We start from the raw sequence: 11,750 nt of genomic DNA on the forward strand, positions 1-11,750 counted from the left end.
TCCCCCGCCCCCCCGCGGCGGCTCCTGCCCGCGCTCTGGTCCGGCCGCCCGATGCGGGCGCGGCTGATGGTGGTCGTCGTCCTCATCAACCTCGTGGCGGCGGCGATCTCGGGCGCGGTCATCATCCACAAGGCGCGCACCGCCACCGAGGTCGAGACCGCGGCCTCGCTCGCCGTGGTCGAGCCGCTGGTGGCCGAGACCCTGCAGGCGCTGCAGGACGCGCCCCTGTCCGGCCTGTTCCGCACCCTCTCGCTCCGCTTCCAGGGCCTGCGCCACGTCCGGGTGACGCTCATCGACGCCGCCAACCGGCCGGCCGAGGCCGGGACGCCGCGGGAGGGCACGCGGCGGGCGCCCCGCTGGTTCGCTCAGGTGATCGCGCCGCCGGCGCAACGCCACGAGGTGCCGCTGGTCCTGCGGGGTGAGCGCATCGGCACCGCCCTCGTCACCGCCGAGCCCTCGGACGAGATCGACGAGGTCTGGGGCTACGCCCTGGCGCTCGGCCTCACCGGCCTGTCCTTGAGCCTCGCCATGCTGGCGATCCTCTTCCTCGCCTTCGGGCGGATCCTGAGCCCGCTGGCCCAGCTCGCCGCCGGGCTGACCCGGCTGGAGCAGCAGGATTACGACGCCCGCGTCGACCGGCCCGACACCCGCGAACTCGCGGTGATCGCGACCCGGTTCAACCGCCTCGCCGAGGCGCTGGGCAGCGCGCGAGCCGCCAACCTCCGGCTCACCCGGCGCCTCCTCACCGCCGAGGAGGACGAGCGCCGGCGCACGGCGCTCGAGCTCCACGACGAGTTCGGACCGTGCCTGTTCGGGCTGGAGGCCAATTCCTCCTCGATCGCCCGCATCGCCGCGACCCTCGACGAGCCCGCCCGCACCCGCCTGACCCAGCGCACCGACGACATCGCGGCGATCGTCACGCGGGTGCAGACCATCAACCGGGCCTTGCTCAACCGCCTGCGCCCGGCCGGCCTCGGCCAGGTGCCTCTGAGCCGCTGCCTCGAACTCCTGGTGCGCGAGGCCGCCCGGCACCATCCCGAGACCGCGGTCGAGGGGCATGTCACGGGCTTGAAAACCGGCTACGGCGACCTCGTCGACCTCACCGTTTATCGCTGCGTGCAGGAGGGCCTGACCAACGCGCTCCGCCATGCCGGAGCGTCACGGGTGACGGTGGAGGTCGCCGAGCGGGAGGGCAGCCTGCACCTCGCCGTCGACGACGACGGGACCGGCCTGACCCGGGATCGGGGCGAGGGGCGAGGCGAGGGACGGGGATTGGCCGGGATGCGCGAGCGGGTCGAGGGCCTGGGCGGCCGGCTCGCCCTGGTGCCGCGCGAGCCGGGCACGTCGCTGCGGATCGTGCTCCCAACCGGGACGCCCGAGGAGGAGACCCCGTGACCCGCGTCGTCGTCGTTGACGATCACCCGATCGTGCTCCAGGGCGCCCGGCGCCTGCTGGAGGATGCGGGCGCCGAGGTGCGCGGCGCCGCCGGCCTGCCGGAGGGCTACCGCGCCATCCTGCGCCACCGGCCCGAGGTGGCGGTGATCGACCTCACCTTTCCCGGCCGGGATCTCGCCGGCCTCGCACTGATCGGCCGGGTGCGCAAGCGCGCCCCCGCCACCCGGGTGCTGGTGTTCAGCATGCACGCCGACCCGGCGATCGTCGCCCGGGCGCTGGCCGCCGGCGCCGTCGGCTACGTCCTCAAGGACGCGCCGGCTGGCGACCTGGTGCGGGCCTACGAGCAGGTCCGGGCCGGGCGGCCCTATCTCGACGGGCGCCTCGCCACCGAGGTCGCCCTGCTCCAGGCCGATCCGCGCCGCTCGCTGCTCGGGACCTTGAGCCTGCGCGAGCGCCGCATCCTGGCCCTGCTGGCGGAGGGCCGGGGCTACGCGGCGATCGCCGAGGATCTGTCGGTCAGCTACAAGACGGTGACGAATGCCTGTGCGGCCCTGCGGCAGCGGCTCGGGGTGGCGACGCTGACCGAGCTGACGCATTTCGCCGTGCGGCACGTGGCGGATCTGCGGTGAGACGATCGCCGCCGTGCGAAGCCCGAACCCTCACCGGCGCTTCGCGACGTGAGCGGGGAAGCTTGGTCGGGCACGCACCGCGATCTACGGCTTGCCGAGATCCGCGGGCGTCATGCAGAACGACAACCTGTGCTGCCCGATGACGATCGCGCCGTCCTCGCGCAGGCCCGGAAGGGCATCCGTCGAAAAGTGCTGCCGCACGCGGGCCTGCACGATCTCCGGATCGTAGCCCGAGAGGAGCACGACCCAGTCGGCCGTGCCGTCGGAGCCGCGGATTTCCTGCTCCCGCGTCGGCGCGCTGGTCCGGGGCGTGTCCGTCACCAGCAGATGCGCGCCGGTCAGGCCCGGCCTGGCAGCCAGCTCCGCGAGCGTGCCGACGATCCGGTCCCGCAACGCCGACCGGTCCTCACGACCGGGCGACAGCCGCACCGTGGCGAGCGAGGTCGCCACGCCGCCACCGAAACTCGCCTCGACGCGGCACTGGCTGCGCACCATGCCGAGATGATGGGGCATCATCGTCGTCGACCAGGGTGTGGGCGCGTTGAGCCGGTCCAGGTATCCCGTCGAAGTGAGTGTCTCGTACGCGTCGAGCTCGTAGAGCACGAAGAAGTCATCAGCCTCGAGCGTGCTCGTCCAGCGCGACCCGCGCAGGAAGCCGGGAATGCTCAGCCGCTCTGGAAAGTGCTCGTGAGAATGCCAGTCGCCGAACTCGGCGCGCCTCTCCGGCTTGATGCTCCACCACATCGCGACGGCGGCTCGGCCCAGTAAAGACATGCTTGCCTCTCATCTTCGCGGGATATCGGGTGGCAGCGCGGCAAGCGGTCGCCGAGCGCCAGGATCACGGCTCACCCGAAGGACGCCCCCGCTGCCTCCTCCAGGATCTGAAAGGCCTGATCGCCGAACTTGCGGCGAACCTCCGTGTAGTAGCCGGACGATCTCAGCTTCGCCCTGAACGAGTCGGCATCGACATCGTTGAACGCGATTCCGCTCTTGATCATCGTGTCGCGATAGCTCTGCTCCAGGCCGGCGAGATCGGCGCGCTGCGCCCGTCCCGCCTGGTTCAACCGGTTCTCGACGATGTCCTGAAGCTTTTCCGGGATTCCCTTCCAGACCCGGCCGTTGAACAGGACCCAGTTGCCCTGCCAGATGTGGTTGCTCAACGAGCAGAATTTCTGAACCTCGTGGAAGCGCGAGGTCACGATCAGGCTGAGAGGGTTTTCCTGGGCATCGACGATCCGGGTCTGCAAGGCGGGGTAGACGTCGGTGAACTGCACGCTGGTCGGCGCCGCGTCCAGCGCCCTGAACAGGCTGGTATAGGCCGCCGCGCTGGGGACGCGGATCTTCAACCCGCTCAGATCGGCCACCGTCCTGATCGGCTTCACCGATGTGGTGATCTCCCGGAAGCCGAGATCCCATGACGTGCGGGCGGCATACAGGTTGCTCTTCGCGAAAGCGTCCCGGATGTAGGCGCCGAGCTTGCCGTCCATGGCCGGCCAGACCTTCGACGCGTCGGCGAAGGCGAAGCCGGTTCCGTCCAGGGCCGCCGCGGGCACGACCGTCGACACGACGAGGCCGCCGATGACGTAGCCCTCGACGGCGCCCGACCGGAGCTGGCTGAGCGTGTCCGCCTCGCCGCCGAGCTGGCCGTTCGGGAAGATGCGCAGCTCGACCCGTCCGTCGGTGTCCTTCTGGATCCTGTCGGCGGCCTCCAGGAGACGGGTGTTCGTCGGATGCGCCGCGGCCAACGGGTGCGCGATCTTGAGGCTGAACTCGGCCGCGGCGGCGCGGCGGACGAACGGTGCGGCGACCAGCGGCGCGGCCGCGATCATGGCCAGCGCCTGCCTGCGCCGAATGAGGGTCGTCCCCATCGTCGTCCTCCTCCCATGTCGAGCCGTCGCTGCCCGCGATCTGAGCACTCCTGTCGTATCGCCACGGATCGACGCCGCAACGTTTTTTGACTATCTTTCAAAATTTGAAAGATAGCGTGAAAAACGGGACGCCGGGATGAGCGGATCGATGGAGAAGGCGCTCGCCATCCTGGAATACCTGTCCACCCGCCCGCACGGCGCACCGCTCGTGTCGATCGCGACCGACCTCAACCAGATCCGGAGCGGGTGCCATCGCACGCTGAACGAGCTGATGAAGTACGGTTACGTGCGGCTCGTGCAGCGCGGCGAGTACGCGCTGACCACGAAGCTCTCCTCGATGGGAATGAGCTTCCTGAGCAAGTCCGGCATCATCGACATCGCGCAGCCGGTCATGAACCGATTGGCGAGGGAGACGGAGGAACTCGTCCGCCTCGCCATCCTCGACGGGAACAGGCTGACCCTGGTCGCGAAGGCGGTGGGGTCGAAGGTCGGGCTGCTCTACGATCCCGACATGGGCATCGACCTGACGCTCTCCTGCAGCGCGGCGGGCCATGCCTGGCTCGCGACCCTGAGCGACCAGCAGGCGACCGAGGCCGTGGTGCATCAGGGCCTGGGCGATCCTGCGAGCTACGGGCCGAACGCGCCGGTCACCGTGGACGCCCTCCTGGCGATGCTGCACGAGCATCGGAAGCGGGGCTTCAGCATGATCAGGGACGTGTACGCTCCCGGAATGAGCTCGATGGCCGCGGTCGTCCGGCGCAAGGGCGAGCCCGCGGCCGGCGCCCTGATCGTCGCCGGCCCGTCCTCCCGCTTCACGGAGGAGCGCATGCTCGGCGTCGGCCCCAGCCTGCTCAGGATGGCAAACGAACTCGCGCTCATCGGGAGCGCGTCGCCGCTGCTCAAGACGAACGCGGGCGGCACGTGGGGCAACATGGCTTGACGCGCCCCGTGATCGCGAGCCCCGGAGCGGAAACCGCGATGGTCGTCACCTGAGCGAGCGGACAGCCGCTCCCGCCTACAACGCCTCCCCCCGCATCAACCGCGGCTGGCGCCCCCGCAATCCCGCCGCCTCGCGGATGAACAGCCGCTTCAACCCCGGCAGCCGGTCGACGAGGCCGAGGCCGAGGTCGCGGGCAAGGCGGACCGGCAGCGCATCGTTCGAGAACAGCCGGTTGAGGCCGTCGGTGGCCGCCCCCATCGCCAGCGTGTCGAAGCGCCGGCTGCGCTCGTAGGTCTCCAGCGCCTCCGGCCCGCCCGGATCGAGGCCGAGGCGCATCGTGTCGGCCAGCGCCTCCGCCAGGGCGGCGGCGCTGCGCAGCCCCAGGTTCAGGCCCTGGCCGGCGATCGGGTGGATGACGTGGGCGGCATCCCCCAAAAGCATCAGGCGCTTCGCGCCGAAGCGCCGGGCGATGCCGAAGGAGAGCGGATAGGCCCGCAAGGGGGATTCGAGCGCGATGCGGCCGAGGGCGAGGCCGAAGCGGCGCTCGACCTCGATCAGCGCCTCCTCGGGCCCGCCGCCGAGGAGGGCCGGCACCTCGGATTGCCGCTCGGTCCAGACGATCGAGGAGCGGTGGCCCAGCGGCCCGCCGGGGGGCAGCGGCAGCACCGCGAAAGGGCCCGACGGCAAAAAGTGCTCGATCGCCCGGCCCTCGTGGTCGCGCTCGTGCGCCACGGTCGCGACGATGCCCGACTGGGGATAGGACCAGCCGACCCAGCCGATGCCGGCGGCCTCGCGCAGGCGCGAGCGGGCGCCGTCCGCCGCCACGACGAGGTTGGCGCGGATCCGACGCCCGTCCGGCAGGCGCGCGGCGATCCGGTCCGCCTCCGGCACGGCCGAGAGGACGGGGCTTGCCTCCAGCACCACACCCGCCGCCGCCGCGGCATCGCGCAACGCCGTGAGCAGGCCGCCGCCCTCGATCATGTGGGCGAAGGGCTCTCCTTGAGCCACCTCGCCCTCGAAGGTCAGGAAGGTCGGCCGCACCGGGTCGGCGAGGCGGCTGTCGGTGACGACCATCTCGCGGATCGGCTGGGCACTCGCGCTCACCGCGTCCCACACGCCAAGGCGCTCCAGCATCCGCCGGGCGGCGGCCGCGACCGCGTAGGCGCGCAGGTCCCGCGGGGCGTCCGGCCGGCCGAAGGCCGGGTCGCAGACCGTGACCTGCACCGCTTCTCCCAGAGCCTGCCGCAGGGCGAGAGCCAGCGCCAGCCCCGGCAGCCCGCCGCCCGCGACGACGATCTCCCGCGCCGCTCCCCGTCGTCCGCTCACGCCGTCACCCTGCGCCATCTCGCGATCGCCCGCTGCTCGTCTGGTCGGCACGGCTCATAGCACAAGCGGCGCGTCTCGCGTCGCTTGACGGCGCGCCCCGGCCTGCGTCAGCTACGCGCCCCTCCCTCGATCCGGAATCCGTCCCGTGCGCGCGGTCGCCGACCTCCTCGACATCCTCGACCTGGAAAAGCTGGAGGAGAACCTCTTCCGGGGCCGCTCGCCCAAGGACCGCTGGCAGCGGGTCTATGGCGGCCAGGTGATCGGCCAGGCCCTGGTCGCGGCGACCCGCACCGTGCCGCCGGAGCGCCGGCCGCACTCGCTCCACGCCTATTTCCTGCTCGGCGGCGACCCGAAGGTGCCGATCGTCTACGAGGTCGATCGCATCCGCGACGGCCGCAGCTTCACCACCCGCCGGGTGGTGGCGATCCAGCACGGCCGGCCGATCTTCTCGATGTCGGCCTCCTACCACGTCGAGGAACCGGGCTTCGACCACCAGGCCGAGATGCCGGCGGTGCCGATGCCGGAGGACCTGCCCGGCGAGGGTTTGCTCAAGGCCAAGATGCTTCAAGATAAGGTGCTGCCGCGGATGCCCGAGCCGGTCCGGACCTATTTCCAGAGCGAGCGGCCGATCGAGCTGCGCCCGGTCGAGATCGAGCGCTACGCCTCCCGCACGCCCGGGCCGCCGCGCTTCCACGTCTGGATCCGGGCGACCTCGCCCCTGCCGGACGATCCGGCGATCCACCAGGCGGTGCTGGCCTACGCCTCCGACATGACGCTGCTCGACACCTCGCTCATCCCGCACGGCCGCACGGTGTTCGAGAGCGAGATCCAGCCGGCGAGCCTCGACCACGCCCTGTGGTTCCACCGGCCGTTCCGGGCCGACGAGTGGCTGCTCTACGCCCAGGACAGCCCGAGCGCGTCCGGCGGCTGCGGCGTCTCCCGCGGTCTGATCTTCACCCGCGACGGCACCCTCGTGGCCTCGGTCGCGCAAGAGGGCATGATCCGCGAGAAGCGTGTGGTGCCCGAGCCCGAGGCCTGAGCCCTCCCTGCCCTCCATTTGGGCAGATGGCGATTTTTTCACCGGTATTGCCGCCATGAGCGGCTTCATTATCCGCAATCGGCCCAGGAACCGGGCAGCTTGTCCGTAGGTTCGCTGCCGCGCCGTGGCACGTTCCTTGATAGATGCCTTTCGAGACCGGTACCGGGGCCCACGGGTTCGCCGCGGTGCCGGATCACGCCTCATGCCAGCTCAAAGCCGGCGCGGGGTCGCCGAAATCGAAAGGGGGCTCGTCCCATGAAGATCGTCATGGCCATCATCAAGCCGTTCAAGCTGGAGGAGGTCCGCGACGCCCTCACCAGCATCGGCGTGCACGGCCTGACCGTGACCGAAGTGAAGGGCTACGGCCGGCAGAAGGGGCATACCGAGATCTATCGCGGGGCCGAGTACGCCGTCAGCTTCCTGCCCAAGCTCAAGATCGAGGTGGCGGTGGCGGTCGACCTCGTCTCGAACGTCGTCGACACCATCGCGGCCGCCGCCCGCACCGGCCAGATCGGCGACGGCAAGATCTTCGTGATGCCGCTCGAGAAGGCCGTGCGCATCCGCACCGGCGAGACCGACGTCGACGCCCTCTGACGGCGCCACCCGCGCGGGGCCTTTTTCGGCGCCCCGCCGCCCTTCCTTCCCGTCACTGCCTTCGAGTCCATCGGGAGTTCCTCTTCCATGAAGCTTCGCAACGTCCTGGCTCTCGGCCTGGGAGGCGCCGCGCTGGCGCTGGTCCTGGTGGAGCCGTCCCTGGCGCAGACGCCGACCGTCGAGGCCGCTCCGGCCGCGGCGGCGGCGCCGGTGCCCAACAAGGGCGATACCGCCTGGATGCTGATCTCGTCGGCGCTGGTGCTGATGATGTCGATCCCCGGGCTGGCGCTGTTCTACGGCGGCCTGGTCCGCACCAAGAACATGCTGTCGCTGCTGACCCAGGTCTTCGCCATCGTCAGCCTCGCCTGCATCGTCTGGGTGTTCTTCGGCTACAGCCTCGCCTTCACCAACGGTGGCGGCCTCAACGACTTCGTGGGCGGCTTCTCGAAGGCGTTCCTGCGCGGCGTCGACGCCAACTCGGTCGTGGCGACCTTCTCGAACGGCGTCGTCATCCCCGAATACGTCTACATCTGCTTCCAGATGACGTTCGCGATGATCACCCCGGCGCTGATCGTCGGCGCCTTCGCCGAGCGCATGAAGTTCTCGGCCCTGATGCTGTTCTGCCTGCTGTGGCTGATCTTCATCTACTTCCCGATGGCGCACATGGTCTGGTACTGGGGCGGCCCCGACGCGGTCGGCAACGCCGCCAAGGCGCTCGCCGCGGCCACCGACGAGGCCTCGAAGAAGGCGGCCCAGGACGCGCTCGACGCCGTCAACGCCGATGCCGGCCTGCTGTTCAAGTGGGGCGCCCTCGACTTCGCCGGCGGCACCGTGGTGCACATCAACGCGGGCATCGCCGGCATCGTCGGCTGCCTGATGATCGGCAAGCGCATCGGCTACGGCCGCGACCTGCTCGCCCCGCACTCGCTCACCATGACGATGATCGGCGCCTCGCTGCTCTGGGTCGGCTGGTTCGGCTTCAACGCCGGCTCCAACCTCGAGGCCAACGGCTCGGCGGCGCTCGCGATGATCAACACCTTCGTGGCCACCGCGGCGGCCGGCCTGTCCTGGCTCCTCGTCGAGTGGGCCGCCAAGGGCAAGCCCTCGCTGCTCGGCATGCTCTCGGGCGCGGTCGCCGGCCTCGTCGCCGTCACCCCGGCCTGCGGCTTCGCCGGCCCGATGGGCTCGATCGTGCTCGGCCTCGTCGCCGGCGCCGTCTGCTTCGTGATGTGCTCGACCGTCAAGAACGCGCTCGGCTACGACGACTCCCTCGACGTCTTCGGCGTGCACTGCGTCGGCGGCATCCTGGGCGCGCTCGCCACCGGCATCCTGGTCAACCCGGCTTTGGGCGGCGTCGGCGCCCCCGACTACGCGACGAAGCCCGGCGAGCTGGTGGCAGCGGCCTACGAGTTCGGCCCGGCCTTCCTGTCCCAGGCCAAGGCGGTCGGCTTCACCATCATCTGGTCGGGAGTCGGCTCGGCGATCCTCTACAAGATCGTCGACGTGGTGGTCGGCCTGCGCGTGACGACGGACGAGGAGCGCGAGGGCCTCGATCTCGCCGATCACGGCGAGCGGGCTTACAACTACTGAGACTTGGGGGGCCGGGGCGGAGACGTCCCGGCGCTCATCGGAGAATGTGGAAGGGCCCCGGTGCGGTTGCGCCGGGGCTTTTTCGTGTTTCGAGACCATCCCTGCGATTTCCACCTCACAGGGTCATCCCGGGGCCGCGCAGCGGAGCCCGGGATCCAGAACCGCAAGAGTTTCAGACGGAGGCGGAACGCTGTCCGCCCTATCCTGAATGATCCGTGGTTCTGGATTCCGGGCTCCGCTGCGCGGCCCCGGAATGACGATGGAGGTCTTCAAGCCCGCCGGCGAGGCACGGTCTCCTTCACCGGATAGCGCCTGGCAATGTGGCGCAGGAAGGTCCGGGCCGCATGCGCGGTGTCGGGATCGGGCAAGACAGGACCGGATAAGTCGGCACGGGGCAGGACAGGAGAGGACATCGATGCCTCGCGCAGAGCAGGCGGGCCGAACCCGCCATCCACCGAAAATCCTTAGCAGATCCGGCACCGTCCCGCCGCTTCCCCGCAATGCCGCAAGACGCAGTTAGCCTTAAACCACCATTAACCGCATCGCCCCATCCTCACAGTCCAGTTCCGCGTACCCGGTCCAGCCCCGCATGCGTTCGCTTCGTCGCTCGGCCTCGCCCTACGATGGCCTCATCGACACGTTCCGCGCGTTCCTGACGCGGCGGGCCACAGAAGTCACCGGCCTCGCCCTGCTCGTCGGGGCGGCGTGCTTCACCGTGGCCCTGGCGACCTGGTCGATCGACGACCCGAGCCTCAACCACGCCACCTCGCGCTCCGCCCGCAACCTCCTCGGCTTCGGCGGTGCGGTGGTGTCGGATCTCGGCATGCAGCTCCTGGGCCTCGGCGCGCTCGCCTTCGCGCTGCCGCCGGCGGTGTGGGGCATGCGGTTGCTTCGCACCCACCGGCTGGCGCGGCTGCAATTGCGGCTGGTGCTCTGGATCATCGGTTTCGGCGCGGCGAGCGGCATGGCGAGCGCGCTGCCGCCGACCGCGCGCTGGCCGCTGCCGACCGGCCTCGGCGGGGTCGCGGGCGACGCGCTGCTCGGCGCCGCCAAGGCGATCGCCGGTCCGGCCGGCGCCTTCGCGGGCTTCCTCTACGCGGCGGTCGCGGTGGTCAGCCTGACCGGCGCCTGCGGCTTCGGCCTGATCGAGGACGAGGAGGGCGACGACGAGGCCGAGTCCTACGCCCCGGTGGTGAGCCGCTACGACGAGCGGCAGACCCGTCGCGGCGCGGGCCCGGCCCATGACGACGAGTCGCCCGGGCTCGGCCTCGCCTCTCTCGGGGCACTCGCCCACCTGGCGATCAGCGCGAGGAGCGCCGTGGCGCAGAAGATCGACGCGATCCGCGACGGCTCCTGGCGTCACGGTGCCGCCGACCCCTACGCGGGCAACTCGCCGGCTCTGGCCGCCCGCCGCGCCTTCGCCGAGCCCGGCGAGGACGAGGCCTGGGACGAGCCCGCGGCCGAGCGGGCTGCGGAGCGTCCGTCGAAGGCCGGCCGCCGCGAGCCGGTCTTCGCGGAGGCTCCCCCGCGCCGGGTCGAGGCGGGTTCGCGCCGGGCCGAGCCGGTCTTCGAGGACGACTCCGCGGACGAGGACGAGGCGGAGGCGCCGCGCGGCCGCGTCGCGCCCCCTCCCCCGCCGATCCAGACCCGCCGCGCGCCGGCTCCCGCGCCGGCCGCACCGGATTCCTACGAGATGCCCGCGCTGACGCTGCTCGCCGAGCCGCGCCACCCGGCCCCGAGCGCCGCCGTCTCGACCGACGCCCTGGAGCAGAACGCCACCCTGCTCGAATCGACGCTGGAGGATTTCGGGGTGCGCGGCGAGATCCTGGCCGTGCGCCCCGGTCCCGTCGTCACGCTCTACGAGTTGGAGCCGGCGCCGGGCACCAAGTCGAGCCGCGTCATCTCGCTCGCCGACGACATCGCCCGCTCGATGTCCGCCATCTCCGCCCGCGTCGCCGTCGTGCAGGGCCGCAACGCCATCGGCATCGAGTTGCCCAACGCCAAGCGCGAGACGGTGTACCTGCGCGAGCTCCTGGCCTCTCCGGCCTTCGCCGAGACCAAGCAGAAGCTCGCGCTCTGCTTAGGGAAAAATATCGGCGGCGAGGCGATCATCGCCGACCTCGCCCGCATGCCCCACCTGCTCGTCGCCGGCACCACCGGCTCGGGCAAGTCGGTCGCCATCAACACCATGATCCTGTCGCTGCTCTACCGGATGACCCCGGAGGAGTGCCGCCTGATCATGGTCGATCCCAAGATGCTGGAATTGTCGGTCTATGACGGCATCCCGCACCTGCTCTCCCCCGTCGTCACCGACCCGAAGAAGGCGGTCATCGCCCTCAAATGGGCGGTGCGCGAGATGGAGGAGCGCT

Annotated in this window: 10 protein-coding genes; 7 read left to right on the plus strand and 3 right to left on the minus strand. The window is 70.9% G+C overall.

Features of this window, described 5'->3' with window-relative positions:
• Both ABZT49_RS17115 and ABZT49_RS17120 read left to right on the plus strand, forming a co-directional pair.
• On the plus strand, window positions 1-1,395 hold a 1,395-nt coding region (locus tag ABZT49_RS17115; protein ID WP_355287390.1), incomplete at its 5' end, for an ATP-binding protein.
• Window positions 1,392-2,024: a response regulator transcription factor gene (locus tag ABZT49_RS17120; protein WP_355287392.1), complete on the plus strand. Its 633-nt coding sequence runs from the start codon at window positions 1,392-1,394 to the stop codon at window positions 2,022-2,024. The genes ABZT49_RS17115 and ABZT49_RS17120, both read left to right, overlap by 4 nt.
• Before the next feature lie 84 nt (window positions 2,025-2,108).
• Here ABZT49_RS17120 and ABZT49_RS17125 read toward each other — a convergent pair whose 3' ends face one another.
• Both ABZT49_RS17125 and ABZT49_RS17130 read right to left on the minus strand, forming a co-directional pair.
• Window positions 2,109-2,798, minus strand: a complete 690-nt coding sequence (locus ABZT49_RS17125; protein ID WP_355287394.1) for a hypothetical protein — start codon at window positions 2,796-2,798, stop codon at window positions 2,109-2,111.
• A 71-nt stretch (window positions 2,799-2,869) separates the two neighbouring features.
• Window positions 2,870-3,892, minus strand: a complete 1,023-nt coding sequence (locus ABZT49_RS17130) for a TRAP transporter substrate-binding protein (protein ID WP_355287395.1) — start codon at window positions 3,890-3,892, stop codon at window positions 2,870-2,872.
• A gap of 148 nt (window positions 3,893-4,040) precedes the next feature.
• Here ABZT49_RS17130 and ABZT49_RS17135 point away from each other — a divergent pair, with 148 nt between their 5' ends.
• Window positions 4,041-4,832: an IclR family transcriptional regulator gene (locus ABZT49_RS17135; protein WP_355287397.1), complete on the plus strand. Its 792-nt coding sequence runs from the start codon at window positions 4,041-4,043 to the stop codon at window positions 4,830-4,832.
• Window positions 4,833-4,907: 75 nt separating this feature from the next.
• Here the strand turns inward: ABZT49_RS17135 and ABZT49_RS17140 are convergent, their stop codons facing one another.
• Window positions 4,908-6,176: an FAD-dependent monooxygenase gene (locus tag ABZT49_RS17140; RefSeq protein ID WP_355287399.1), complete on the minus strand. Its 1,269-nt coding sequence runs from the start codon at window positions 6,174-6,176 to the stop codon at window positions 4,908-4,910.
• 127 nt (window positions 6,177-6,303) lie between these two features.
• On the opposite strand from ABZT49_RS17140, the gene tesB reads away from it, so the two are divergent.
• The 4 genes from tesB to ABZT49_RS17160 all read left to right on the plus strand — a co-directional run.
• The gene (tesB, locus tag ABZT49_RS17145; protein ID WP_355287401.1) at window positions 6,304-7,197 is read left to right on the plus strand and encodes an acyl-CoA thioesterase II; all 894 of its coding nucleotides are present in this window, start codon (window positions 6,304-6,306) and stop codon (window positions 7,195-7,197) included.
• 255 nt (window positions 7,198-7,452) lie between these two features.
• Window positions 7,453-7,791, plus strand: coding sequence for a P-II family nitrogen regulator (locus ABZT49_RS17150; RefSeq protein WP_048450383.1), 339 nt, complete (start codon window positions 7,453-7,455; stop codon window positions 7,789-7,791).
• A gap of 87 nt (window positions 7,792-7,878) precedes the next feature.
• The gene (locus tag ABZT49_RS17155) at window positions 7,879-9,381 is read left to right on the plus strand and encodes an ammonium transporter (RefSeq protein ID WP_355287403.1); all 1,503 of its coding nucleotides are present in this window, start codon (window positions 7,879-7,881) and stop codon (window positions 9,379-9,381) included.
• 589 nt (window positions 9,382-9,970) lie between these two features.
• Window positions 9,971-11,750 (plus strand): DNA translocase FtsK 4TM domain-containing protein (locus ABZT49_RS17160; protein ID WP_355287405.1); only part of this gene is annotated, 1,780 nt, incomplete at its 3' end.

The organism is Methylobacterium sp. EM32 (assembly GCF_040593685.1).
In the GTDB taxonomy this organism is placed as follows: Bacteria; Pseudomonadota; Alphaproteobacteria; order Rhizobiales; family Beijerinckiaceae; genus Methylobacterium.